The organism is Stenotrophomonas sp. YJH_SMC_43, assembly GCF_059372535.1.
Genome location: NZ_JCAFVQ010000003.1, coordinates 811,257 through 836,691, shown reverse-complemented (window position 1 = coordinate 836,691; position 25,435 = coordinate 811,257). Strand labels below are relative to the sequence as shown.

The 25,435-nt window shown below is 65.1% G+C and carries 21 protein-coding genes; 9 read left to right on the top strand and 12 right to left on the bottom strand.

All coding sequences use genetic code 11. The features are described 5' to 3' along the window. Nucleotides 1-36 precede the first annotated feature (36 nt). The 4 genes from AC5QAH_RS16025 to AC5QAH_RS16010 are packed head-to-tail and all read right to left on the bottom strand — an operon-like array spanning nt 37 to nt 4,361. Entirely contained in the window at nt 37-1,164 is a 1,128-nt protein-coding gene (locus tag AC5QAH_RS16025) for a glycosyltransferase family 4 protein (protein WP_311068773.1), read from the bottom strand. Next, a complete protein-coding gene (locus tag AC5QAH_RS16020; RefSeq protein WP_311068772.1) occupies nt 1,161-2,405 on the bottom strand; it encodes a hypothetical protein in 1,245 nt (414 codons plus the stop codon). The genes AC5QAH_RS16025 and AC5QAH_RS16020 overlap by 4 nt, the downstream gene beginning before the upstream one ends. Continuing rightward, on the bottom strand, nt 2,402-3,193 hold the full coding sequence (locus tag AC5QAH_RS16015; RefSeq protein ID WP_495232451.1) for a WecB/TagA/CpsF family glycosyltransferase: 792 nt from the start codon (nt 3,191-3,193) through the stop codon (nt 2,402-2,404). The genes AC5QAH_RS16020 and AC5QAH_RS16015 overlap by 4 nt, the downstream gene beginning before the upstream one ends. A 1-nt stretch (nt 3,194) precedes the next feature. Continuing rightward, the gene (locus AC5QAH_RS16010; RefSeq protein ID WP_495232450.1) at nt 3,195-4,361 is read right to left on the bottom strand and encodes a nucleotide sugar dehydrogenase; all 1,167 of its coding nucleotides are present in this window, start codon (nt 4,359-4,361) and stop codon (nt 3,195-3,197) included. 580 nt (nt 4,362-4,941) lie between these two features. Here AC5QAH_RS16010 and AC5QAH_RS16005 point away from each other — a divergent pair. The 4 genes from AC5QAH_RS16005 to AC5QAH_RS15990 all read left to right on the top strand — a co-directional run bounded on the left by AC5QAH_RS16005 (nt 4,942) and on the right by AC5QAH_RS15990 (nt 10,195). Beyond that, on the top strand, nt 4,942-7,167 hold the full coding sequence (locus tag AC5QAH_RS16005) for a polysaccharide biosynthesis tyrosine autokinase (protein ID WP_311068769.1): 2,226 nt from the start codon (nt 4,942-4,944) through the stop codon (nt 7,165-7,167). A gap of 98 nt (nt 7,168-7,265) precedes the next feature. Continuing rightward, complete coding sequence (gene ubiA / locus AC5QAH_RS16000) at nt 7,266-8,159, top strand: 4-hydroxybenzoate octaprenyltransferase (protein WP_262102335.1); 894 nt, start codon at nt 7,266-7,268, stop codon at nt 8,157-8,159. A 176-nt stretch (nt 8,160-8,335) separates the two neighbouring features. Next, nucleotides 8,336-9,760 (top strand): short-chain fatty acid transporter, encoded by a 1,425-nt coding sequence (locus tag AC5QAH_RS15995; RefSeq protein ID WP_177178883.1) that lies wholly within the window; start codon nt 8,336-8,338, stop codon nt 9,758-9,760. A 273-nt stretch (nt 9,761-10,033) separates the two neighbouring features. Continuing rightward, nucleotides 10,034-10,195: a hypothetical protein gene (locus AC5QAH_RS15990; RefSeq protein WP_010482135.1), complete on the top strand. Its 162-nt coding sequence runs from the start codon at nt 10,034-10,036 to the stop codon at nt 10,193-10,195. 54 nt (nt 10,196-10,249) lie between these two features. On the opposite strand, the gene AC5QAH_RS15985 is transcribed toward AC5QAH_RS15990, so the two are convergent. Then, nucleotides 10,250-10,876, bottom strand: a complete 627-nt coding sequence (locus tag AC5QAH_RS15985) for a YiiX/YebB-like N1pC/P60 family cysteine hydrolase (RefSeq protein ID WP_053443660.1) — start codon at nt 10,874-10,876, stop codon at nt 10,250-10,252. A gap of 82 nt (nt 10,877-10,958) precedes the next feature. Here AC5QAH_RS15985 and AC5QAH_RS15980 point away from each other — a divergent pair, with 82 nt between their 5' ends. The 3 genes from AC5QAH_RS15980 (at nt 10,959) to AC5QAH_RS15970 (ending at nt 14,789) form a co-directional block, all read left to right on the top strand. Continuing rightward, complete coding sequence (locus AC5QAH_RS15980) at nt 10,959-11,471, top strand: hypothetical protein (RefSeq protein WP_019336311.1); 513 nt, start codon at nt 10,959-10,961, stop codon at nt 11,469-11,471. Nucleotides 11,472-11,544: 73 nt separating this feature from the next. Then, entirely contained in the window at nt 11,545-13,383 is a 1,839-nt protein-coding gene (locus AC5QAH_RS15975) for a M3 family metallopeptidase (protein WP_311068768.1), read from the top strand. Between the two features lie 2 nt (nt 13,384-13,385). Next, nucleotides 13,386-14,789 carry a TPM domain-containing protein gene (locus tag AC5QAH_RS15970; protein WP_071305530.1) on the top strand — a complete coding sequence of 468 codons (1,404 nt, stop codon included), beginning with the start codon at nt 13,386-13,388 and terminating at the stop codon, nt 14,787-14,789. 1 nt (nt 14,790) lies between these two features. Here AC5QAH_RS15970 and AC5QAH_RS15965 read toward each other — a convergent pair whose 3' ends face one another. Genes AC5QAH_RS15965 through AC5QAH_RS15955 form a run of 3 tightly spaced genes read right to left on the bottom strand, consistent with a single transcriptional unit; the run spans nt 14,791 to nt 17,437 of the window. After that, nucleotides 14,791-15,462 carry a VOC family protein gene (locus tag AC5QAH_RS15965; protein WP_049435756.1) on the bottom strand — a complete coding sequence of 224 codons (672 nt, stop codon included), beginning with the start codon at nt 15,460-15,462 and terminating at the stop codon, nt 14,791-14,793. A gap of 54 nt (nt 15,463-15,516) precedes the next feature. Beyond that, on the bottom strand, nt 15,517-16,596 hold the full coding sequence (locus AC5QAH_RS15960) for an alpha/beta hydrolase family protein (protein ID WP_071305529.1): 1,080 nt from the start codon (nt 16,594-16,596) through the stop codon (nt 15,517-15,519). Nucleotides 16,597-16,609: 13 nt separating this feature from the next. Next, complete coding sequence (locus AC5QAH_RS15955) at nt 16,610-17,437, bottom strand: AraC family transcriptional regulator (RefSeq protein ID WP_071305528.1); 828 nt, start codon at nt 17,435-17,437, stop codon at nt 16,610-16,612. A gap of 199 nt (nt 17,438-17,636) precedes the next feature. On the opposite strand from AC5QAH_RS15955, the gene AC5QAH_RS15950 reads away from it, so the two are divergent. Next, nucleotides 17,637-20,039 carry a TonB-dependent receptor plug domain-containing protein gene (locus AC5QAH_RS15950; protein ID WP_495232449.1) on the top strand — a complete coding sequence of 801 codons (2,403 nt, stop codon included), beginning with the start codon at nt 17,637-17,639 and terminating at the stop codon, nt 20,037-20,039. After that, the gene (locus AC5QAH_RS15945) at nt 20,039-21,340 is read left to right on the top strand and encodes an aminotransferase class V-fold PLP-dependent enzyme (RefSeq protein WP_495232448.1); all 1,302 of its coding nucleotides are present in this window, start codon (nt 20,039-20,041) and stop codon (nt 21,338-21,340) included. Before AC5QAH_RS15950 ends, AC5QAH_RS15945 begins: the two co-directional genes overlap by 1 nt. 97 nt (nt 21,341-21,437) lie before the next feature. Here the strand turns inward: AC5QAH_RS15945 and AC5QAH_RS15940 are convergent, their stop codons facing one another. From AC5QAH_RS15940 to AC5QAH_RS15925, 4 genes are read right to left on the bottom strand one after another with little or no spacing between them, the layout of a single operon-like run. Beyond that, on the bottom strand, nt 21,438-22,952 hold the full coding sequence (locus tag AC5QAH_RS15940; RefSeq protein ID WP_049454013.1) for an aminotransferase-like domain-containing protein: 1,515 nt from the start codon (nt 22,950-22,952) through the stop codon (nt 21,438-21,440). 9 nt (nt 22,953-22,961) lie between these two features. Beyond that, nucleotides 22,962-23,561, bottom strand: a complete 600-nt coding sequence (locus AC5QAH_RS15935) for a DUF6436 domain-containing protein (RefSeq protein WP_049454011.1) — start codon at nt 23,559-23,561, stop codon at nt 22,962-22,964. After that, nucleotides 23,561-23,839 (bottom strand): hypothetical protein, encoded by a 279-nt coding sequence (locus AC5QAH_RS15930; RefSeq protein ID WP_005414763.1) that lies wholly within the window; start codon nt 23,837-23,839, stop codon nt 23,561-23,563. Before AC5QAH_RS15930 ends, AC5QAH_RS15935 begins: the two co-directional genes overlap by 1 nt. A 55-nt stretch (nt 23,840-23,894) precedes the next feature. Further along, entirely contained in the window at nt 23,895-25,310 is a 1,416-nt protein-coding gene (locus AC5QAH_RS15925) for an aminotransferase-like domain-containing protein (protein WP_049454009.1), read from the bottom strand. Between the last annotated feature and the right edge of the window lie 125 nt (nt 25,311-25,435).

Here is a 25,435-nt window from a genome sequence, read left to right as displayed (position 1 = left end):
TTACACTGGGAGAATATGCTGTCGCGCTCTGTTGGATTAGAGCTTTTCGTTTGAAGTCGGTGTCGCAGGACTGTTCTTGGTCGACTCGAATACAAATCCATCAAGCATTCTTTCGAATGAGAAGTGTTTGGCACGAGATCGACTCTTATCCGCTAGTTCCGAGCGGCGCGAATTGTCTACAGCTAGGCTATTGAGTTCGCTGATCCATCTGGTCTCGTCTCTAGGATCGATGAGAACCCCTGAATCACCGACCACCTCGGCCAGCGCCGGATGATTGGAGCTGACAATTGGCAGGCCGGACCGCATCGCTTCAACGGCTGCCAATCCGAAGGCTTCGAAGTTGGACGGAAATGCAAAGATGTCGCCAACGGAAAGATATGAATTGATTTCGGATGGTGCCACCTCGCCGACGAGTGTCACCTTGTCTCTGACGCCCAGCCTGATGATCCTCGCCTCAATATCGGAGCGAAGTTCACCTTCGCCAATAATTACCAAATGGGCGTCGATATGCTTGATGCAGTCGACCAGCAGTGCTTGGTTCTTCTGAGAAGAGAGCCTTCCACAATTAACTATGACTATGCTGCGCTCATCCAGTCCGAGCTTCGCCCTCAATGATTTTCGATTGAGTTCAGTGGAGGGCGGTGGTAGATCGCCGACACCGTTGACAACAGTCGTGAGAGTTCGTCTGTAGCATTTGGGGTGGCCGGAGAAGTCGCTTTCGATACTATGAGACGCACAAATGTTGGAGGTATATAGGCCAACCACTCCACAAGCGTAGTCCAGGATCCTGCCAATAAGCGGAACCGTTGCTGGGGGGTTTGTCTGTGTTGCAATGCGGTTGGGTACGCCCAAAGCGAACGCGGCGATGGCAGCTATCGGAGACGAATAATGCGCCATTCCCACAACTGCAGTAGGCTTGAACTGGCGGATATCTCTAGCCAGGCGCCATAGGACCTTCAGGACGTCGAGCAAACCTTTGGGCTTTCCCATAAGCAGAGAGTGGCAGAAGTCCAAGCCGTCGTAAGCGCCACGTTTTCTATACAAAAATACTACCCGTGAAGGGATCCCTTTCGCGTTGAGCGCCTCACTCATGGCCGTAGAGCGGCGCTGCACTCCGCCGGCCTCCATCTGTGTGCAGACAAAAAGGATTTTTTCGTGGGTCACAGCTGAGTTTTCCCGGCGAGCTGGGGCATGTATGCGCGGAGTATGAATACAAATGCGGCGAGCTCGCCGGCCAGTACGCTGGACAAGACTGACGAGTGCGACGCTGTGCCTCTTAAGTGCACGTAAAACAGGATTGAGGCGGACGTGGCAGCTCCAATCAACGCGGCTAGACCGAGGCGTTTGAACTGGTCGGTAACTAGGAGCACAGATGCAAGGGGCTCCCTGAAAGCTTTCACCAGAACGGATGTTCCAACCAGAAGCAGACTTGCATTGACCGTTGCTGCCTCGTAGCCACTTCGGTAGATGCGCTCAGGAATGACAAGAACAATAATCATGATGCCGATGACGTTCAGAGCCCATGTTGCCCCGAGGCTCATGACAGTCTTCGCCAGCATCTTGGCTACGGATCCATGCCCTTGATCTCTAATCGCCCTCGCAACTCTCGGCCTTTGATACTGCATGGCGGCTGTAAGCAGAACCCCATACGGTCTGAAAAATAGTAGGGCCACCGCGACAGGCGCATACGCTGCGGTGCTTTGTGCGATAGAAAGATAGTAGGCTGGTCCGGTGGCGATTGCCTCAAAGCACATGGAAATGCATACAGCAGCCAAGCCTCTTTTCCTGAGGTCGCTCAAGTCTTGGGGCTTTCCAATTCCAACGAAACTACAGACATAACGCCGAGCATATTTTCTCGCGCCAAACAGTGAAGCGGCGCATGCGAGCGACATGAGACCAAGAGCCCAGGCTGTATTGAGTAATCCGCTCTTGAATAGCAGCAAAGATCCTGGCACTACGATGGCGCTGAAGATGCCGTCGAGGCGAAATGCGGAAGCGCTGTTTAGATCGGCTAGGGAATGTAGTCGTACAAACCATCGAGCGCCTGATAGAGCAGTGAAGACGAGCGCCAAGAGGGATGTACCGTAGGATCCGCCCGTAACATGAAGCATTAGTAGCATTGAAGTGATGGATGCAAACAGGCAGAAGACTACGTTGGCCAGCGCCAACGAACGCACTGCTTCCACCTCGGTTGCGTCACCCTTCCCGATGGCTGAAATTATTGGAATTCCAAACAAGCCGTTTGATATTCCTAGTGATGCTGCAACGACGACTTGGGCGAAAGCATACGCTCCAAAGTTGGTGGCCGAATCAGCCTGTTGCAGAAGAACAGATACGAGCAAGTTTGACCCTGCAAAAAGAACAGGGCCAATCATTGCTTTAGCGGCGCTCTTACTGATCTTCATTGATGCGGTGCTTGGCGCCAATTGGTCCTGAACAGTGCGAGATAGAGGGCGTGGGGATTAGTTTTTGCGTAACGCCAGAAGAACTGCCTAGGATTCTTAAGGAGACGATAGCTCCACTCAAGGTTGGTCTTCTGCATCCACTTTGGTGCCCTGGAGTAAGAACCGCTAACAAAGTTAAAGCAGCCCCCGCAGGTTACAGCCCAGCCCGCTCTCAATGCGTCGCCATGTCGAGCAAGGAATTGCTGTTCTTTTGGCTTGCCGAGCCCCACCCACAAGAGATCAGGATTAAGTCGTGAGATATCCTCAACAATCCCTGTTTCTTCTGTGGTCGAGAAATAACCATGTTTATTGCCGACAATTTTTATGCCCGGGTATTGATTGGACAGTGCCGACCTGCACATTTCGTTTGCATCTGGAGTGCCGCCAAGCAAATACACAGTTAGAGAGTGCTCTACGGCGGCCTGAGAAAAATCTTCCATAAGATCGGTGGTCGCACTTCGTTCGGAAATTCGGCCTGCACCGAGGAATCGCGACAACGTCACTATGAAGCCGCCATCCGCATGCACAACGTGCGCGGCCTTCATGGCTTCGCAGTACTCCGGACTCGTGCTGGCTAGCGACAGACCCTGTCCATTTACGTCAAACACCAGTCTGGCTTTTCGCTCCGCGGGCGAAATTTCGCAGTCAGAAATTAAAGCGCTCGTCAGTTCCTTGCGAGAAGCCACGGCTACTCGCTGCCCCCCAATTCGAATGTGCCTCAGAGGCACCCAAGTGCTTTTAGATGACATATCAGTCACTCCCAAAGAGGTCGCGGGTATAGACTTTTCTGGGCACGTCTTCAAGGTCCTCAGACAGACGGTTTGCGATAATGACGTCCGCTTCTGTCTTGAACTTCACTAGATCATTGACAACCCGAGAATTGTAGAAACTCTGGTCCCTCAGTGTTGGCTCATGCACGATCACCTCTACGCCCTTTGCCTTGATCCGCTTCATCACACCCTGAATGGCAGAGGCGCGGAAATTGTCGGACCCGGACTTCATGACCAGCCTGTAGATACCCACAACCTTCGGATTCTTCCTGATGATCTCTTCAGCAATGAAATCCTTTCGGGTGCTGTTGGCTTCCACAATCGCGTGGATCAGGTTCTGTGGCACATCCCGGTAGTTCGCCAGCAGCTGCTTGGTGTCCTTCGGCAGGCAATAGCCGCCGTAGCCGAATGACGGGTTGTTGTAGTGGGTGCCAATCCGCGGGTCCAGGCTGACACCTTCGATGATCTGGCGGGTATCCAGACCATGTGTGGCAGCGTAGGTGTCCAGTTCGTTGAAGTAGGCCACGCGCATGGCCAGGTACGTATTGGCGAACAGCTTGATGCCTTCGGCCTCGGTGGCATCGGTGAACAGGATGGGCATGTCCTTGCGGACCGCGCCTTCCTTCAGCAGTTCAGCAAACGCGCTGGCACGCGCGGAGCGCTCGCCGACAATGATGCGGCTGGGATGAAGGTTGTCGTGGAGTGCGTTGCCTTCGCGGAGGAACTCCGGCGAGAAGATGATCCTGTCTGTCGCGAACCGCTCACGCAGTGCCTTCGTGCAGCCAACGGGGATGGTGGATTTAATCACCATCACCGCATCGGGATTGATTCTCTGCACATCGGCGATGACCGACTCTACCGAGCTGATGTCGAAGCAATGCGTCTGCGTGTCGTAGTCGGTCGGGGTAGCGATCACGACATAGTCTGCGCCGGCGTAGGCTTCCTGCTTGTCGAGCGTCGCAGTCAGATCCAGCGAACGGTGCGCAAGGAACGACGCGATGTCGCGATCCTCGATCGGCGACCTACGGGCATTGATGAGCGCAACCCGGTCTGCATCGATGTCCAATGCCACGACCTGATGGTGTTGTGCCAGCAGCACAGCATTGGAAAGGCCGACATAGCCGGTGCCGACAACGGCGATCTTCATTTCAAGTCCTTTTGCATGAATCCAGAATCGTTACGCGAAGAGACGCGGGGCAGGACGCTGCTCGCCGATGTCGTCGATCCGACCTCGGGGCGCGGGCTTCCTGATGCCGCAGTGCCGCCGCACCAACCGCGCCAGTAGGGGGGCGTGGTTGTGCTGGCGCGGACCGTTCCGCTGGAGGCTGACGTCCTGTCAGCGAGATTGATTGAACACTGCGACGTCCTTTTCCTTAGCGTCCTGGCCTGCCTTCAGCGGGGCACATTCGCTGCCATTTGCAGGCAACAAACCCCGCATGATAGCAATGTTGGCCCGCCTGATCGATGGCGTGTCAAATTTCAGGCGGTCGCCTCGTCCTTTGCCGAATTGCAAGTGCTGGGGGATGCTGATTCGATCAGCATTCATAAAGTGGTATACTAGCAGGCTTGATCTGCACGACAGTGCGCCGGCGGTGCACGCGGTGTGGCTTGGGGTGCCGCCTTGGGTGTGCTTCAAGAGCGTACTGCTCGCGCGACGAATTCCGGTGTTGGAAGACCGAACGGCAAGGAGGGCCAGAGCCTGCCGTTCTCGAGAGGATGTGGAAGCAATGAGGAAGCAAATGGAATCCCGCGTACCCAAGGATGATGAGATCGATCTTCGCGAGCTGCTGGGCGTGCTGCTCGACCGGAAGTGGCTGATCATCGTCGCCACCGCGCTCTTCTTTGTTGTCGGTGTGCTCTACGCACTGCTGGCCCGGCCTGTCTACCAGGCGCAGGCCATGGTCCAGGTGGAATCGAAGGTGCCCAGCATTCCTGGGCTTGCCGACCTTGCGTCACTGGGGGGAAGTGGCAGCACTGCGGCCACCACGGAAGTGGCCCTGCTGACGTCGCGGACGGTCATCGGAACGGCGGTTGACCAGCTGAATCTGGAAGTGGAGATTGAGCCCAAGCGGTTCCCGCTGTTGGGCAATTTCTTCGTCCGCCGCTTCAAGCCCGAGAGCGAGAATGCGATCGCACCGGCCAAGCTGGGGCTTTCGGGCTACGGCTGGGGCGGCGACGTGCTGGGCATCCATCGCCTGGATGTTCCCGTCAACATGGTCGACACCACGCTGCTGCTGGAAGTGGGCGAGACCGGAAAGGATTTCGTGCTCTTCGATGAGGACGGCGACGAGGTGCTGCGTGGACAGGCGGGCACGCCGGCCAAGGGCCGTGGCGTCACCCTGGAGGTGGACACGCTGCGTGCCAACCCGGGCATGCGGTTTGAAGTCACCCGGTTGCGCCGCCTGGACGTTGTCGCCGCGCTGCAGACCGAGCTGAAGGCCGCTGAGCAGGGCAAGGACTCCGGCATTCTGCAGCTCTCCTACCAGGACACCGACCCGCTGCGCGCCGAGGCCTTCGTGCAGCACGTGGCCGACGCCTATGTGCGCCAGAACGTGGACCGCAGCTCTGCTGAAGCAGCGTCCCAGCTGCAGTTCGTCAAGGACCAGCTGCCGACCATCCGCCGCCAGGTGGAGCAGGCACAGGCGGCGATGAGTGCCTACCAGTCCAAGTCCAAGTCCGTGGACATCACCATGCAGACCAAGGGGCTCCTGGAACAGGAGGTGGCCGTCGAGGCCAGCATCCAGCAGCTGCGCCTGAAGCAGGCCGAGATGGACCGCAGCTTCACGCGCGAGCACCCGGCCTATCGTGCGCTGCTGAAGCAGATTGGTGATCTGGAGGGCCGCAAGGGAGGCTTCCAGAAGCAGGTCGGCGATCTGCCGGAAACCCAGCAGGAACTGCTGCGTCTTACCCGCGATCTGCAGGTCAGCAACGAGCTCTACACGGCCTTGTTGAACCAGGCGCAGCAGCTGGATGTGGCACGCGCAGGCGCCGTGGGCAATGTGCGGATCGTCGATCCGTCCATCGTCGACATCGCCAACCCGGTGGCGCCGCGCAAGGCGTTGATCGTGGCCATCGCAACGCTGCTCGGCGCCTTCCTGGCCACCGCCTTCGTCTTCCTGCAGCGCATGCTCAACCCGGGCATCGAAGACCCCGCCGAAATCGAAGCTCTGGGCCTGCCGGTCTACGCCGCCATTCCGCTCAGCGTGTCCAATACGCTGCCCAAGCTGCGCAAGGGCAAGCACGGTACGCGCGTGGTGGCCGACGGTCGCCAGCACCTGCTGGCGGTATCCGCACCAGCCGACCCGACTGTGGAGGCACTGCGCAGCCTGCGTACCAGCCTGCACTTCGCCATGCTGGAAGCGAAGAACAACATCCTGACCATCTCGGGCCCGCGCCCGGGCGTGGGTAAGACCTTCGTGTCCACCAACCTGGCCGCGGTCATCGCGCAGGCAGGCCAGCGCGTGCTGGTCATCGACGCCGACATGCGCAAGGGCACGCTGCACAAGATCCTGGGTGTGTCGCACCAGAAGGGCCTGTCGGACGTGCTGGGCGGCAAGCTCAGCGTCGACGACGTGATCCATCCGGTGTCCGGCCTGGACAACATGCACTACATGGTGCGTGGCGACATCCCGCCGAACCCGGCCGAATTGCTGATGCACCCGCGTTTCGCGCAGCTGCTGCAGGACATGTCCGGCAAGTACGACTTGGTGATCGTCGATACGCCGCCGATCCTGGCCGTGACCGACCCGGCGCTGGTCGCCACCCATGCCGGTTCGAGCCTGCTGGTCACCCGTTTCGGCGTAAACCAGGCCAAGGAAATCGAGCTGACGCTGCAGCGCTTCGAGCAGAACGGCGTGCAGATCAAGGGCGCGATCTTCAACGCGGTCGAGAAACGTGCCACCGGCTATTACAGCTACGGCTATTACGAGTACAAGTCCGACGAGAAGGCCTGACCACTTCGCAGGGCAGGATATCGGGGCCCGGTGCGCGCAGGCGCATCGGGCCCTGTCGTTTCTGAGTCTCGGCCCTGGCGCAGGAGTATCCTATCGCCATGGCTGATACCCCCCTCACTTCGCCGCAGTCGCCGGCGACGCCGCGTTGGCGGCATTACTGGAGTCTGATGCGCGCTGATCGCCCGATCGGCACGCTGCTGCTGCTGTGGCCCACGTGGTGGGCGTTGTGGCTGGCCGCAGGTGGTCTGCCGCCGCTGTGGACCCTGTTCGTGTTCACCGCCGGCGTGTGGCTGACCCGCTCGGCCGGATGCGTCATCAACGACTACGCCGACCGCTGGCTCGACCCGCATGTGGAGCGGACCAAGGCGCGCCCGCTGGCCACCGGTGCGATCAGTGGCCGTGCCGCGCTGGCGCTGTTTGCGGTGCTGATGCTGGTTGCGTTCGGCCTGGTGCTGACCCTGAACGGCCTGACCATCGGCCTGAGCTTCATCGGCGTGTTCCTGGCCGCCAGCTACCCGTACCTGAAGCGCTATACCCACCTGCCGCAGGTCTACCTGGGCATGTCGTTCGGCTGGGGCATCCCGATGGCGTTTGCCGCCGTGCAGGGCGAAGTGCCGATGCTGGGCTGGCTGCTGTACGCCGGCAACATCCTGTGGTCCACCGCCTACGATACCTGGTACGCCATGGTCGACCGCGAGGACGACCTGAAGATGGGCTCGCACTCCACTGCAATCCTGTTCGGCGACCTGGACCTGGTCATCCAGGGCGTGCTGTACGCGCTGTTCCTGGCCACCATGGCGCTGGTTGGCGTGCGCGGCGGGCTGGGCGGCTACTACCTGGCCGGCGTGGCCGTGGCCACGGTGCTGGTGGTCTACGAGTTCTGGATCTGCCGCAACCGCGAGCGCGGCCCGTGCTTCAAGGCGTTCCTGCACAACAACTGGGTGGGTGCCGCGCTGTTTGCCGGCATCGCTGTGGACCTGGCGCTGCATTGAGAAGCGCAGCCGAGCGTGGGCTCGGCTCTACAGCTGACAGTGCTTCTGTAGCGCCCGAGCCCATGCTCCGGCGGCGGCGCACAGCGCCGGGCCGTCCGCCACCTACGACCAATAGGTGGCTGACAGCCCGCACCCCACCGCCCAGAATCGGGCCATCGAACCTGGGAGGGTAGGCGATGGCCTCGACGGCAGCAGTACAGGACGGCTGGATGGCGCGCGCAGCGTTGCGCTCGGCCGCCTGGGCGGAAAAGTGGTTCCCCGATGCGTACGTATTTGCGGTGCTGGGCGTGGTCATCGTCGCGCTGGCGGCGATGGGCTTCGGCTCGACCCCGCAGGCCACCGCCAGCGCCTTCGGCGACGGCTTCTGGAGCCTGATTCCCTTCACCATGCAGATGGCCTTCGTGGTCATCGGTGGCTACGCCGTGGCGACGGCACCGGTGGTCGCTCGCCTCATCGATTTCCTGGCCCGGGTGCCGCGCACCGGGCGTGGTGCGGTGGTGTACGTGGGCCTGGTCAGCATGCTGGCCTCGCTGCTCAGCTGGGGGTTCTCGCTGGTGTTCGGCGGCCTGCTGGTGCGTGCGCTGGCACGCCGCACCGAGCTGCGCATGGACTACCGCGCGGCCGGTGCTTCGGCCTACCTGGGGCTGGGCGCGGTGTGGGCGATGGGGCTGAGTTCGTCGGCCGCACAGCTGCAGGCCAACCCGGCCAGCATGCCGCCGGGCCTGGTGGAGATTACCGGCGTCCTGCCGTTTACCGAAACCATTTTCCTGTGGCAGTCGATCGCGCTGACTGCGGTGCTGATCCTGGTTTCGCTGCTGATCGCCTGGTTGACCGCACCGGCCGCAGGCAGCGCCCGCACCGCCGAAGACTTCCCCGGTGCCGCGCAGGCCGAGCCGGAGCCGTTGCAGCGCCGCACGCGCCCGGGCGAATGGCTGGAATACAGCCCGCTGCTGACCGTGCTGCTCTCGCTGCTGGCGTTCGGCTGGCTGTTCAACGAGTTCGCCAACAAGCCGGTGGTCACCGCCATCGCCAACCTCAACACCTACAACTTCCTGTTCATTTCGCTGGGCCTGCTGCTGCACTGGCGCCCGCGCAGTTTCCTCAACGCGGTGGCCAAGGCGGTGCCCAGCACCACCGGCGTGCTGATCCAGTTCCCGCTGTACGGCGGCATCGCGATGATCCTCACCCACGCCGCTGGCGGCGATGGGCAGACGCTGGCGCACCGGCTGTCGAGCCTGTTCGTGCACGTGGCCAGCACCGATACCTTCGCGCTGGTGATGGGTGTCTATTCGGCCGTGCTGGGCTTCTTCGTGCCCTCCGGTGGTGGCAAGTGGATCATCGAGGCGCCGTACGTGATGCAGGCCGCCAACGAACTGAAGGCGCACCTTGGCTGGGCGGTGCAGGTCTACAACGCCGCCGAAGCGCTGCCGAACCTGATCAATCCGTTCTGGATGCTGCCGCTGCTGGGCGTGCTGGGGCTGAAGGCACGCGACATCGTCGGCTTCACCTTCATCCAGCTGCTGGTGCACATTCCGCTGGTGCTGGGCCTGTTGTGGCTGCTGGGGATGACCCTGGCGTACGTGCCGCCGGTGATGCCCTGAATGCAGCGTTGGCTTCCCTGCGTGAGCCGGGAAGCCAGCCTCGTTCAGCGCGTGTTTCCGGCTGCGAGCGCCATGAATGCGTGCAACGCCGATGACGGCATGAGCACATGCCGAACCCGCATGAATCCTTCAGCCGCTTGTGCCACAAGGGCTTCTGCGCGTTCATTCACAGGCGTACACACAGATGTAGCCGCCCACCCACGCGTGATTAACCATTCGCTGCAGACGATGGCCACGTCCACCGCATTCCGCGTGTGGCTTTGGAGATCGGACATGGCACAGCAGAACCAGAACCCGAACCAGAAGCAGCAGGGCCAGCAGAACCAGCAGGATCAGCAGCAGGGCCGTGGCCGCGACCAGCAGCAGCAACAGCAGCAGGAACAGCAGAAGCGCAACCAGAACCAGCAGCAGGGCGGCCACGACGAAGAAGAATGATCGCGTTGCGCGCGCAACGTGACCGGCGAAGCCCCGCCCCGTGCGGGGCTTTGCTTATTCCAGCACGCCGATACGCTGCAGCACCGGCGCCGCCGACATGTCGTTCGGATTGGTGCCCGGCTGATCCTGCGGCACGTCCATGCCCATGCCGCGGTAAAGATCGACCCAGTGCTGGGCGATCTGCCCGGTCTGCGGGTTGCGGAAGTTCATCGGCTGCAATGCGAACACGCGGTGCGCACGGAACGCACGCTCGATGAAGTCCGAGCAGTAATAGCTGTCCTCGTTCAACACATACGACGTGTTGTAGGGCTTGCCCAGCATCGTGCGCGCGGTGGCGACCGCATCCTTGATGGCCGCCTGCTGCGGCGCGCGCAGGCGATAGACCACGATCTGCCGCTGCTTGGCGTGGGCGTCCTGCTGGAACTCGGTCAGCGATTGCCGGCGTGATCCCTTCTCGTCGGCGTGCAGCGCCTCCCAGCCCTTCGGCGCCGAGGCGACCAGGGCGACGTGATCGAAGCTGGGTGCGCCCTGCGTGCCGGTGGCATCGTCGATGGCCGCGCTCAGGCCGCTGCGGCCGGCAGTGACGAACAGCAAGTCGCCTTCGTGGACATCGACGGCCAACGCCACGGCCGGCCACAGGGCGGGCAGCAGCAGGCCGATCAGGAGCAGGAGGCGATGCATGAGGACTCTCGGACAGGCGGAATGCCGGAATTGTAGGGTGCGCGGTAGCATGGAGCGACCGGACCGGATTCAGGATGAGCCCATGCGTCGATACCCTTCTCCTGCACTGCTGGTGCTTGCCTGCGGCGCGGTGCTGGTTGCCTGCACGCCGGCGCCGCAGCCACCACAGACAGCGGCCGAAGCCGTGACTGCCGCAGCGGCGTCGGCGACCAGCGCCACCGAGCCCACACCTGTGGCTGCAGCCAGTGAATGCCTCTACCCGGAATTCGATACGTTCCTGAAGCATTTCGGCAACGAGATCACGCTGCAGGAAAAGGCCACGGCCGATCCGCTGCTGGACAGCTACATCGATGCGGAGGCCGAGCCGGAACCGCGCAAGGTGGAAAGCCGGTTGGCGCTGGCCGATGTCGAGTGGCCGGTGATGCCCGATCCAGCCGCGTTGGCCGGGCAGGGCCGCGAAATGCAGGTCAGCCCCCTGGCAGATGGACAGCGGCAGGTGCAGATCCGCATACCGGACAGCAGCGACCAGCAGACCTATACCTTTGCGCAGACGCCGTGCTGGACGCTGGTCAAGCGTGAGGACGAGTCGATCTGAAGCCTGATCCGGCACAGGCGCGGCGGGCCAGTGGCTGCTAGGCTCGATCCCTGGTCCAGGCAGGGAGACGCCGATGCAGGCTTTCAGGAAGCGAACCACCACCGCCGCCGTCGCCGCCATATTGGCGATAGCCCCCTTCAGCGGCGCCCAGGCACAGTCGGTGCATGCCGATGACCGCGCCTACTTCGCCAATGCCACCGCCGAGCAGGCCGCGCGTGACGCGCTGGGCAAGCGCGTCGAGGCCCTGCAGCAGGTTTCCACCCTTGCACCGGCGGAACGCTTCCGGCAGGCCGAGGCCCTGGAAGCGCAGTGCTTGCGTCATCTCGCCTACCTGCACCTCCAGTCCGCCCGCAACGCACGCGATCTTCGCCCGGCACAGGCGATGGAGCAGGCCGCGGGGCTGTGCAGCCGCATCGCTCGCAGTGGTCGCGCCGCACTGCGCGAAGCACCCGCAGATGCAGCGTGGGCAGCACCGTATGGCTTCCTGCGCGCACGCGCGCTGAAGGAGGCTGCCACCCCGGCCAATGCCGCGCTGGATGAGGCCGTGGAGGCACTGGCCGATCCGGCGCTGGACAGCTTCGCGCGCCTGCGCGGGCAGATCCTGCGCAGCGCCGAGTACCCGCAGATCGAGCACGGCGGCCGGCACTGGGACACGGGACGCGACAAGCAGGCGCTGGCCCAGCAGCCCGACCGTGCCCTGCGCGAGGCAGGCTGGAAGGGCTACTGGCAGGGGCTGCACTCGCGTCGTGAGCCGATGGCTTCGGTGCTGCTGGGGCTGGTGCAGGTGAATGACGCCGCCGCACGCCTGCAGGGCGATGGCTCGGCGCCGGCACACGGCTATCAGCGCATGGGCCTGGATACAGCGGCAGTGGATGCGACGCTGGTAGCCATCGAACATCACGCAGGGGATCGCCGCGCCTACCAGGACATGCTGCTGCGCCACGCCGCACGTTCCGGCATCGATGCGCCGCAGATCTGGGATACCACCGTGCCCGATGCCGGCTACACGCCACCAGTGCTGACGCTGGCGCAGCTGCGCGACAACGCCGCCGATGCCATGCAGCATCTGGGGCCAGCGTACGTCGCTGAACTGCGCGCGCTGCTCGATCCGGCCAACCAGCGTATGGATCTGGCCACCGAACGCGGTGACCGCAGCCAGGACGCGTTCCCGGTGAGCGCTCCCGGTGTGCCGGCAATGCTGTTCGTTGGCGTGCGCCGTGGCGATCTGGAAAGCGATGTCGAAATCGCGCATGAAGCGGGTCATGCCGTGCATGGCGAGTGGATGCAGCGCGGTCATGCGTCGCCGCTGCAGCGCAATGGCAGCCAGTGGCTGACCGAGGCGTTCGCGATCTACAACGAGCTGCGCTTCCGCGACCAGCTGTACCAGCAGGCACAGGACCCGCGTGCCAAGGCCTATTACCTGAAATCGCTGCTGGACGACATGGTGCTGCAGCTGTTCACCTCCTCCGAGGAAGCGCAGCTGGAGCAGTCGATCTACCAGGGCGTTGCCGCCGGTACGCTGGGCACCGCCGATGATCTGGACGCGCTGACCGGGCAGGTGCTGGCGCGCTTCGGCCAGCAACCGGAGCGCTACCCGCAGCTGCGCAACACCTGGATCGGCAAGCGCCTGATGTATGAAGACCCCAACTATCTGGTGAACTACCTGTATGCGGGGCTGCTGGCCGTGCAGCTGTATGTGCAGGACCAGCGCGACCCCGAAGGGTTCCGTGAGCGTTATCTTGCCGTGCTTGGCGAAGGCTTCGATCGCGCGCCGGACGAGCAGGTGGCGCAGCTGCTGGGGCACGCGCCAGACTGGGCGGCCCTGGTGGATGCCGATCTGCAGGTGTTCAACCAGGCGGTGGCACAGCTGCAGGCGCTGCATGCGCGGATCGAGGCAGGGCAGGGTACGTGAGCATGCTGCGCGCAGGACAGCGGACTGCAGCCATGAGGTGGCTGTTGTTGCTGCTGTGCCTGCTGCCGATGGCGGCGCTGGCGGCAATCCCGGTCCCGGCGCTGGACGATCCCGTGGTGGACACTGCCAACGCGCTGTCCGCTGAAACCCGCGCCACCCTGCGCAGGCAGGCGCTGCAGCTGCAGGTGCAGAAAGGTGCGCAGCTGCAGGTACTGGTGGTACCCAGCGTGGGCAACGAGGGCATCGAGGCCTACGCACAGCGGGTGTTCGATCAGTGGCAGCTGGGTCGCGCCGGTGTCGACGACGGTGTGCTGTTGCTGGTGGCGGTGCAGGACCGCCGCGTACGCATCCAGACCGGCTATGGCCTGGAAGGTGTGCTACCGGACGCGTACGCCGCTCGCATCATCGACAACGCGATCGTGCCGCGCTTCCGTGAGGGTGATTTCGACCAGGGCGTGCTTGATGGCACGACGATCATGGTGGCGCTGATCGAAGGCGAGGACCTGCCTGCATGGGAAGCGCCGTCGGCCAGCAATGTGCTGCCTGCGGACTGGCGCCGCGCAGACTCGGTGGTGGCGTTGACCCTGCTGGCCGGCTTCCTGGCCGGGCTGTGGCGCTCGCCGCCGCCCCTCCCGCCAGCGAAGACCGAGGACGATTTCAGCGGCAGCCGTCGGGAGCGGCGGCGCAAGGCACTGGCCGCCAATGCGTCGGCACCGAGGCCGAGCTGGCCGACCTTGCCGGCCTGGGGGCGTCCGATGCTGCTGACAGCGGTGGTTGCCGCAGGGGGGCTGTCCGTGGCGTTGCTGTTGCCACGCCACCTGCTGGCGGGCCTGTGCTTTGTGATGGTGCTGGGCGTGCCGGTGGCGGCCCTTCTCGGCTGGTGCTGGCGTCGCAGCCGCGGGGTGCGCATCGTCCTGTGCGGCATGCTGGTACTCAGCATGGTCTTGCTGGTACAGGCGCTGCTTCGTGGCCAGCTGCCGCCGAGCCTGGCCCGGCACCTGCTGCTGCAGGCCGCCGCGGGTGTTGTCACCCTGATGGTGTTCCTGCTGGTGCAGGCCTGTCGCGCACGCTGGAAGAAGAATCGCAGCAGCTTCGTCGTGCGCATGACGGTGCTGGTGCTGTTGACCCTCGGTTATGCCGCGGGCGCGTTGCTGGCGATCCATCGTGCCGAAGGTGACGATCCACGGCTGCTGGCGATGATTGTGTCAGGTGTGTGTGGCGTGCTGCTGTACTTCGTAGGGTTGTTCACCATGTTGCCGGGCGAGCGCGCACGTGGCCGGGTTTCGTCACGCCGCGAACGCAGCGCGTCCAGTTCGTCATCCAGCAGTTCGTCGTCGAGCAGCTCCAGCAGCTGGTCCGGAGGCGGTGGCCGCAGCGGCGGAGGCGGCGCGTCCGGCAGCTGGTAGCTCAGATCGCCTGTACCCGCCAGCCGAGTGCAGCGTCCTCCACAACGCCCGGGCCGGCCACGTCGCCGACCTGCAGCAACAGGCCCTGTGCATTGGGCAGGTCCTTCTGCTCGGGGAACCAGCGCCGGTCCGCAGCGACCACGATCAGCAGGCCCTCGTCGTCGCCCATCGGCGCGAACTGCGGCGAAGGCGGGCTGATCGGTTGCAGGCCGAACCGCAGGCTGGACTGTTCGCGCACAGCGTCGACATCGTGGCTGGGCAGGCCGACCTCGCTCAGGCAGGTCAGCTCGCTGCCGTGGAAGGCGCCCTGATGCGCACTGGCCGGCAAGCGGCGGCGGCCGATCAGTTCCAGGATCAAGCCATCGGGGCCGGTGAAGTACACCGACTGCGACTGCCAGCTGCTCTCCAGCGCGAAGTAGTCCAGTCCCGCCGGATTGCGCTGCAGTGGCGTGCGTTCGCGCAACCAGGTCATCGCCTCGCCGAAGCGGTTGTCCGGCACGTTGAACGCCAGGTGCACGCCACCGAGCGGACGTCCTTCAGCGGGCTGCAGTTCAATCGTGCTCCAGCCGATGTGCACATGGGTACCGACCACGCGCTGCTGCAGCACATCGTGGAAGTAGCTGGCCACGGCACCCACGTCAGATACCGGCAGAGTGAGGTGCAGCAGGCGCATGATCGGTTCTCCGTGGACGCGTCCACTGTAGCGCCAGGCCATGCCCGGCGGCCACTAGCGCAGTGAATGGTCGAAGAACCGTATCGCTGCATCCACTGCCTGCGCGTGGGTCTGTGCCTTTGGCACCGACGTAGTGCACAGGTCCTGCAGCCGCTGCTGCCCGGTCGCGGTGCACGCGGCCAGGAAATCATAGTGGCCCACATCGGCCAAGCGCTGCAGTTCCGCGCCCGGAATCAGGACCCCGGCGGCCGCGCCATTGGTCTGTGGCGGCGCAACCGTGTCAGCCTCACCCAGCACGATCGACACGGGCAGCCGTAACGAGGACAGCTGCTCGGGCGCGAAGGCCTGGATGATCGCCGGAGCCAGCAGGAATGCCGCCCGCACGCCGGGAATCGCGCGCGCGTCGTTGGCCTGGGAGATCCATGGCGCCAGTGCTGGAGAGGCTGCAGCGGCAACGCGCGCTTCCATTGAGTGCGTTGCGGCCTCCTGTTGAGGCCGGCAGACGCCGTCATCCGGATGTGCGGTGCAGAAGGCCAGCAGTCGCTGCAGGTCCGGTCGTGCACCGGCTGCCAGCAGCGCCGTGTAGCCACCGGCCGAGAACCCGGCAACACCCAGGCGTTCAGGATCGACGTGCGGGCCCAGCACTGGATCGGCCCGCACGGCCGCCAGGGCGGCGCGCAGGTCATCCGCACGCAACCAGCTCAGGATGCTGCCGGGCAGGGTCATCGTGTCAATGCCGTTGTTGCCTGGATGATCGACCGCGATCACCAGATACCCGGCCCGCGCCAGCGCGGTGCCCAGCCAGCCCATCATGCGCGCACTGCCGCCGTTGCCATGCGAGAGCAGCAGCGTTGGCAGGCGATCACCTGCGACGGGAGCCTCCATCGCGGCACGTCCGACGTCGAACAGCGGCGCGTCGGGCGGGCCGATGGTCAGGGCGGTTTCCCGGCTGCCGGCCAGCGCTGGATACCAGACCGTGTAGCGCAGCGCGTCGTGGTGCTGCGCATCGCGTACAGCCGCGCTGGCCACCGTGGTGGCGCCGTGGCGCTCGCCGGCTGCCTGCGTCTCGCTGGCATCGGCCACGGCAGTGGAGACCATGAGGATCATTCCCAGCACAGTAACCGTCATGCGCATCTTCAGTTCCTTGTCAGTTGGGACGTTCGTCGACTGGCAGCCAGATCTCCACGCCGCCGTTGCCGGTGTGCTCATCGAATCGGGCGTCGTAGCATTCCAGATCCGGTGCATCGGCAAGGCTGAGGTTGGACGCAGGAAGATAATGATCCAGCAGCCAGAACCAGGTCGAGCGGATGGTCGAGATGTGCGCGCCGTGCCAGGCCACCAGATAGCGACGCGGCGGAATGTGCACACTTTGCCAGTGTGCAGGCACGCTCGGCACCACGCTTGCCGGCAGTGCGGCGATGTAATCGAAGCCACCGTCGTCATCACTGTTGCAGCACACGCCGAAACTGATCGGGGCCGGCGCCGGCCATTCGCGATTGAGCTGTGCCCACTGCCCGGGAATCGCACCGCCGCTGTCGCGCGTGTGGCGCATGCCGATCCCGGCCAGCTGGAACGCCGGGGTGTCGAGCAGGCGTGGTGCCTCACCGCAGGCCGCCGGCGCATCATCCACGCGAATCGCCTGTACCAGCGCCAGCCCATCGGTGCCCTGTTCGCGTACGCGCTCGGGCGTCTGCCCGAACTGTTCACTGAAGGCGCGGGTGAACGCGGCATGGGTGGTATAGCCGGCCCCCAGCGCGACCTGCAGGATGTCGCCCGCACCGTTGGCCAATCGTTGCGCGGCAGCGGTCAGGCGCCGTCCCCGCAGGTAGCGCACCACCGAGGTACCGGTGCGGGCCTGGAACAGGCGTGAAAGATGGAAGGGTGACAGTCCCGCCGCAGCGGCGATATCGGCCAGTGCCAATGGCCGGTCCGCATGGGTTTCGATGTACCACAACGCCTTGCCCGCCGCGCTCATCTGCCTTTCCCCGAATCCAATGCCGGCACAGTAGCGGATCGGCAGGCGCGGCGCTTAGCAGTTCTTGCGCCTGTGCGGCATCAAGCTGTCGTACTGACGTCATGCCTCCTTCACACATCGGGCCGAGACTGCGCGCCTTGTCCAGGCCTGTTGTGTCCGCACAGGTGCTGGCCCTGTCGCGTCCTCCCGGAGTCCTGCTGTGCATCGTTCGAAGCTCTCGCGCTCCATCCTCCTTGCCCTTTCCATGGCCAGCGCAGGAGGCGCGATCGCAGCGGAGGCCGATGCGATCGACGCCGCAGGCGGTAGCCGTGCCGCGCCCACCCAGCTCGACGCGATGCTGGTCACCGGCACCCGCGCGTCCAACCGCACCCAGTTCGAAACGCTGGCGCCGGTAGACGTGTTCACCAAGGAAGACATCAGGTCCGTTGAATCCACCGACCTGAAGGACGTGCTGGCGCAGCTGGTGCCGTCGTTCGTGGTGCAGCGCCTGCCGATGGCCGACGGGCAGGTGTTCGTGCGTCCGGCCACCCTGCGTGGCCTGTCGCCGGACCAGACCCTGGTGCTGGTCAACGGTCGTCGCTTCCACCGCAGCGCGCTGCTCGGCAACCGTGGCGCGCAGGCCGCCGACCTGGCGCAGATTCCGACCAGTGCAATCAAGCGCATCGAAGTGCTGCGCGACGGCGCATCGGCACAGTACGGCTCGGATGCCATCGCCGGTGTCATCAACATCATCCTCGAAGATGGTCCGGGCACCGAGATCACCGCCGGCTATTCGCAGTACGCGCAGGGCGACGGTGCCTCGCGCGACTTCAGTGCGCGCACCGGCTGGGCGTTGGGGGACTACGGCAGCCTGGCCCTGTTCGCCGAATCGTCCAACTCCGACGCCACCTCGCGCACCCGCCAGCGTCCCGACGCCATCGCCTTCCAGGCCGCGCACCCCGAGCTGGATGTGCCCAATCCGGTGCAGCGCTGGGGCCAGCCGGAGCTGGAAAGCCGCCGCGTGGGCTTCAACCTGAAGGCCAATGCCAGCGACACCCTGGAGCTGTATGCCTTCGGCCTGTACAGCCACAGCGATGGCGTCAGCGATTTCAATTGGCGCAACCCGGATACCACCACTGGCGCGTACCGTACGACCAGCATCTTCCCGGGCTGGAACCTGCGCTCGCTGTATCCGGTAGGCTTCAGCCCGCAGTACGGCAACACGCAGAACGACCTGCAGCTGGTCGCTGGCCTGCGCGGTGAGATCACCCCCAAGCTGCGCTGGGACCTGAGCGCCTCGTATGGCCGCAACGCAATCGACTACAGCCTGGACAACTCGATCAACGCATCGCTTGGCCCGGACAGCCCGACCTCCTTCGACCTCGGCCGGCTGACCCAGACCGAGAAGAACGCCAATGCGGACTTCAACTACGAATGGGACGTGGCTGCGCTGTCGAAGCCGATCAACGTCGCCTTCGGTGCCGAGTTCCGCCAGGAAACCTATCAGGTGCGTGCCGGTGATCCGGCCTCGTACGCGGTGGGCCCGGGCGCGGCGGCGGGGCTGGAAGCCAATTCCAACGGCGCGCCGGGCTTCTCCGCCAGCCAGGCCGGGCAGTGGAGCCAGCGCAGCAAGGCCGCCTACGTGGATATGGAAGTGCCGCTGGGCGAGCGCTGGAGCATCGGTGCGGCCAGCCGCTACGAGGACTTCTCCAGCTTCGGCAGCACGCTGGACGGCAAGCTGTCGGCGCGCTTCGCGATCACGCCGGACGTAGCCCTGCGCGGTACCGTGTCCACCGGCTTCCGTGCACCGACGCCGGCGCAGCTCAACACCACCAGTACCACCCAGGGCCTGGACACGCGCACCCTGCAGATCTTCACCAGTGGCCGCCTGTCGCCGAACGATCCACTGGCGCAGCTGCTCGGTGCCATGCCGCTGAAGCCCGAAGAATCGCGCACCGCCTCGCTGGGCCTGACCTGGCGCACCGACCTGGGCCTGTCCGGTTCGGTGGATGTCTACCAGATCAGGCTCACCGACCGCTTCAGCCAGTCGGCCAGCTTCGCCATTCCGGCCGGTACGCCCAATCCGCTGGGCTATACCTCGGTGAACTACTTCACCAACGACTTCGATACCACCACCACCGGCGTGGACGTGGTCGGCAATTACCTGCGCGACCTCGGTGCAGGCCGCATGACGCTGACCCTGGCCTACAACTACAACCGCACCCGCGTGGACAACGGCAGCACCTCGGTGGCGACCAACGAAACCCAGCGCGTGCTGTTCGAAGACCGCCTGCCCGAGCACAAGGGCAGCCTGACCGGCAGCTGGGACATCGGCGCCTGGTCGCTGATGGCGCGCATGCGCTACTACGGTGCCTGGACCGACTCCAGCGGCAACGCGGTCGGCGACATCTACCAGCGCTTCGGGGCGATGAGCTTCCTTGACCTGGCTGTGGGGTATCGCATCAACGAGCATCACAGCCTGCGCGTGGGTGCCGACAACGTGTTCGACCGCTACCCGGATGAGGCCACGTTCCAGGCCAGCCGCGGCCTGGTCTACTCGCGCAACGCGCCGTACGACACCGACGGTGCCAATCTGTACGCGCAGTACCGGCTGAGCTTCTGATGGACCCGGCCCGCCGTTCCCTGCTGCGTGCAGGTACCCTGCTGCCGGCTGCAGCTGCACTGTCTTCACTGCCCGCCACGGCTGCCGCGCGTTACGCTGCACCCATGCAGATTCCCGCAACGACCGTGGCGCCGGACGTGCTGGCCCGCGATGAAAACTACTGGACCGCCGTGGCCAGCCACTTCGACATCACCGACGAAGTGAACCATCTGGAGAACGGCTACTGGGGCGCGATGGGGCTTGAGACGCTGGCCAGTTACCAGCGCCACACCGCTGAAGTGAACCGTGGCAACGCCTGGTACGGCCGCCGTGAATTCCCGGCGCAGTACCTGGCAGTACAGCGGCAGGTGGCCGAGCTGCTGGATGTGGGTGCGGATGAGATCGCACTGACTCGGGGCGCCACCGAGGCGATGCTGGCGTTGATTGGCGGCTACAACCGCCTGCAGCCCGGCGACCAGGTGCTGTATGCCGACATCGACTACGACAGCATGATCGGCGCGATGCGCTGGCTGCAGCAGCGCCGTGGCGTGCGAGTCGAGCGCATCGGGCTGCCGGCGGTGCCCGACCACGCGCAGATCCTGCAGGCCTACGAGGCCGCGTTCGCGCGGCTGCCACGCCTGAAACTGGTGCTGCTGACCCAGGTCAGCCATCGCCACGGGCTGGTGCTGCCGGTGGCCGAGATTACCGAGCGTGCACGCGCACGCGGTATCGACGTGATCGTCGATGCGGCGCACGGTTTTGGCCAGATCGACTACGCGGTGCCACAGCTGAAGGCCGATTTCGTTGGCATCAACCTGCACAAATGGATCGGTGCGCCGGTCGGCGTCGGCGCGATGTACGTGCGCAGGGGCCGCGTTGCGGACCTCGACCCGTACATGGGCGAGACCGACGACGGCCGCGTGGGCAGCCGCGTACACACCGGCACGGTCAACTTCGCCGCCTACCTGGCACTGCCTGAAGCGATCGCGCTGCACCAGCGCATCGGCGTGGCCAACAAGCAGGCGCGCCTGCGCTACCTGCGCGAGCGCTGGACGCTGCCGGCACGGCAGATGGCGCATATTGAAGTGCTGTCTTCGCCGGATCCGGCGCTGGCCAGCGCATTGGCCAGCTTCCGTTTGCGTGGGCGCACCAGCGTGGCAGACAACATGGCGCTGCAGAAGCGCCTGCTGGACGAGCATCGCGTGTTCACCACGCATCGCGACGGGTTGGACTCCGGCGCCTGCGTGCGGGTGACGCCGTCGGTGTTCACCCGGCCGCAGCAGATGGATGCGCTGGTGCAGGCGCTCTCCGCCCTGGCCTGACCCTGCTTTGGAAGGTGCCAACCTTGGTTGGCACATTCCAACCGTGCCGGGGAATCTTCCGCCGGCCAGCGGCCGGCACTACCGATCGGGTGGGGGGCTACCGCTCGATCGCCGGCAACGCATCCGACAACAACAACCGGTCAATCCGCCGCAGCGCACTTTCCAGCTGCCGTCGGTCTGCGGCCAGCCCCAGCGACAACCGCACGCCGTACTGGTGCGAGACCCCCGGCGGGCAGAACGCCGATGACGGCGCAATCGCCAGCCCCTGTAGCTGTGCGGTACGCACCAGCGTGGCGTCGGTCCACGGCGCCGGTATCCGGCACCACGCATGCAGGCCTTCCGCGCGCTGCAGCAGCGACGGTGCCAGCAGGTAGCGCGCCATGCGCGTGCGCTCGCGTGCCTCGGTGCGCACCTGGGCCAGCAGCGACTGGGCCGAACCATCCAGCAGCAGTTGGCTGGCCAACGCCGAGACCAGCGGATGCCCCATCAGTCGCGTCGCCCGCAACGCCGCCGTCATCGCCTCGGCATGCGCCGCGCTCGGGCAGCGCACGAACGCGGTGCGCAGGCCGGGGCTGATCACCTTGGACAGCGTCGCCACGTAGAACACATGACGCGGTGCCAGTGCCGCCAGCGGTGTAGGTGCATCTTCGGCAAGGTGCCAGTACGGATCATCCTCGATCGCCAGCAGGCCTTCGCTCTCCAGCACCCGCGCCAGCGCCTCGCGCCGCTGCAAGGGCAGCGTCAGCGCGGTCGGGTTCTGGCAGGTGGGGTTGAGATAGACCAGCCGTGCTCCGCTACTACGTGCCTGCCGCAGCAGCGCTTCAGGACACATGCCGTGCTCGTCGCCGTCCACCGGCAGCAGCCGCCGACCCAGTGCGGCGGCGGCCTGCAGCAGGCCCGGGTAGACCAGCGCATCGCAGAGGATCGTATCGCCATCGCGGCCCTGGCTGACCAGGATCGCGGCCAGCGCCACCTGTGCGCCTTCGGTCAGCAGCAGGCAGTTGTCAGCCACGACGCCCAGCATCGGCTGCAGCCAGCGCGCCGCGGCATGGCGATCAGTGGGGTTGCCGCCCCCCAAGTGATAGGTCATCAGGTTCGGTGCGTTGCTGCGCGCAAGCACGGCGGCGGCGCCGCGACGCAGCGTCTCCGCCAGCGCGTCGGCATCAGGCACCGGCGGCACGTTCATGCTCAGGTCCACCGCCTGGTCGAAGCCGGCCTTGGGCGGTGCGATGAAACTGCCTTGTGGCCCGCGCGCTTCGATCAGGCCGCGCTTGCGTGCTTCATCGAAGGCGCGGGTGACCGTGGTCAGGTCGACGCCGAGCTGCTGCGCCAACGCGCGCTGCGAGGGCAGGCGCTGTCCGGGTGCGAGGCCGCCACGACGCACCGTGCGTTCCAGCGAATTGACGATGCGCAGGTAGATCGGCCCGTTGTGCGCGAGCACGTCCTGCACCCATTCGCGGGCTGCGACATCCGGTCGCGGCATGTACGGAGCATGTCGGGGCGTATCGTTGCTTCCAACGGCGGGAGCCTGTCCATAACCATCGGTCGGTTCGGACAGGTGACCGCCGTTGTTGTTTGCGGCGGCCACGTCGGCCAGCGTCAGTGATGTCATTGCGCGTCCTCAGCGCTTGGCCTGCCAGGGGCAGTAGCAGCCCACGGCAAGCAGTCCTTTCGGGCGTACGGTCTCACCACGTACCAGCTTGTCCAGCAGCGGTTCGACGAAACTGTTGGCCGAGTTGCAGACCATGCCGATGCTGTACGGGCCGGCGTAGGCCAGATGGCCGTGCCGGTCCCAGATCGCCACGGCAGGGCTGGCCGGGATGTGCTCGATGCCGTCGATGGACGGCAGGTTGATCACCTTGTTGCGCAGCGGCTCGGGCAGTTCGCCCTGCGTGCCAGGGCGACGGATCGCGTAGAAGTCGATGCCGGCGCGGCGGTACATGCTGATCAGGTAGCTCAGGTGGGCACCGGTCTCGCGGTTGCACACCCCGCAGGCCGGGTCCCAGAAATGCACCACGCGGATGCGGCCGGTATCTCCGGCCAGATCGGCTGGCAGGCGCAGTTGCGAGTCGTCGAAGACGATGGCCTGTTCGGTGAACGTGGATTGCGCGCTGTAGCCGAAGTACTGCCACAGTGCAGCCGCCACGCCTGCCATGAACAGGCAGGCGAGGGCGATCATCGTCGGCAGCAGCCAGCGGCGGCGCGGCGCGGCTGCGCCCATCAGGAGTCTTCCCGGCCGAACTTGTGCACGTACTGCTTGCGCATCTCGCGGCAGGAATCGGCCTGGGCGCGGCGCTGGATCTCGCTACGCGACGGATCCTCGCTGCGCTGCACGCACTGCTCGATGGCGTGGCGCTCGGCGGCCTGCACGTCCACGGTCTGCGGCTGCAGGCAGACCCAGGCCAGCGCGGCCAGCATCAGCACTACAAAGCCACCGCACCCGGCCATCACCAGGTGGAACTTCAGTTTCTCGGCGCGCATCGATGCACGTCCCTTCATCCATACATTGCATACAAAATATCATCTTGTATGGATGTCGTGCCATGCACCCGGTTCAGACGATGGCGTTATGCCGTGCCTCGGGGGCCTCAGACAGGATCTCGTTCAGCTTGGCCAGCGCCCCGGCCAGCGCACCCTGGTCAACCGCGCCGCCCAGTGACAGGCGGATGGCGTTGCCCGGCGGCGGCTCTTCCACGCTGAAGGCATCGGAGCTGGCGATGCCCAGGCCCTGCTCCTGTGCCGCCTGGATCAGCCGGTACTGGTCCAGCCGTGGCGGTAGCGGCAGCCACACATGCAGGCCGGCCGGATGCGCCTGGGCACGGGACGGAAGGTATTGCGCGGCAATCGCCTGGCGCTCGCGCAGCTCCTGCTGGAAGCGCTGCACCATGTCCTGGGCCTGGCCGCTGCGGATCCACTGCGAGGCTACCGCCACCATCGACTGGGTCGGCATCAGCGCGATCGCGCGCAGGGCGTCCAGCACCGGTTCCATCGGTTCGCCGGCCGGCACCACCAGGTAGGCGGTGCGCAGGCCGGGCGCCAGGCACTTGGACAGGGTGGAGATGTAGTAGACCGGGCAGCCGGCGTCGCGATGGGCGGCCAGCGGCGGCGCGGCGTCACCGGCCAGCAACCAGTAGGGATCGTCTTCGATCACGGTCAGATCGTGGCGCTTCGCCACCGCCAGCAGGGCCTGCCGGCGGTGTGCCGACATTGTCGCGGTGGTCGGGTTCTGGATGGTCGGCACCAGGTACAGCAGGCGCGGGCGGCGTAGCTGGCAGGCTTCTTCCAAGGCGTCGGGCAGCATGCCCTCGGCGTCCATCGCCACCGGCATCACGCCCCGCTGCAGCACGCGCGCGGCGGCCAGCAGGCCCGGGTAGGTCAGCTGTTCGGCGGCGATCAGCTCGCCTGGCTGGGTACGGGCCAGGATCAGCGCGCACAGCGCGGTCTGCGCGCCGGGGCAGATCACTACCTGGTCGGCGCCGACCGTACCCAGCATCGGTGCCAGCCACTGTACGGCGGCGGCGCGGTCCTCGCGGGTGCCGGCGCCGACGTGGTAGCTCATCAGTTCGCCCTGGCCCAGCTGCTGGCCCACGTGCTGGAAGCCGGCCTCCATGCCCTGCGCGAACGGCGCGCTGCCCAGCAGCGGCGGGATGTTCATGCTCAGGTCGACCGAGGTGCTGCGGTTGCCGGCCGACAGCGCGATGAAGGTGCCGCCCGCGCCCTGCGCGTCGAGCAGGCCGGCCTGGCGCAGTTCGGCAAAGGCGCGGGTGACCGTGGTCAGGTCCACGCCCACCTGCTGGGCCAGGTCGCGCTGCGGCGGCAGGCGGTCGCCCGGGCGCAGCACGCCGTCATCCACCGCCTCGCGCACCTGCTGGGCAATCTGCAGGTACAGCGGGCCGGCGCCCTCGCGGAAGGGGCGGACCCAGGTGCGATTGGGATGTTTCAGGCGGCGGCCGGCGGCAGGTGGCGTCATCGGTCAGATTTTTCCATACGTGCAGATGCAAAAGTCCATACAATGATGTATCTTGTATGGGCTTGATTGGAGTGGTTCGCCTGCTTGTAGGCGACCTCGTACCCACAGTGTAGCCGCTCCACGCC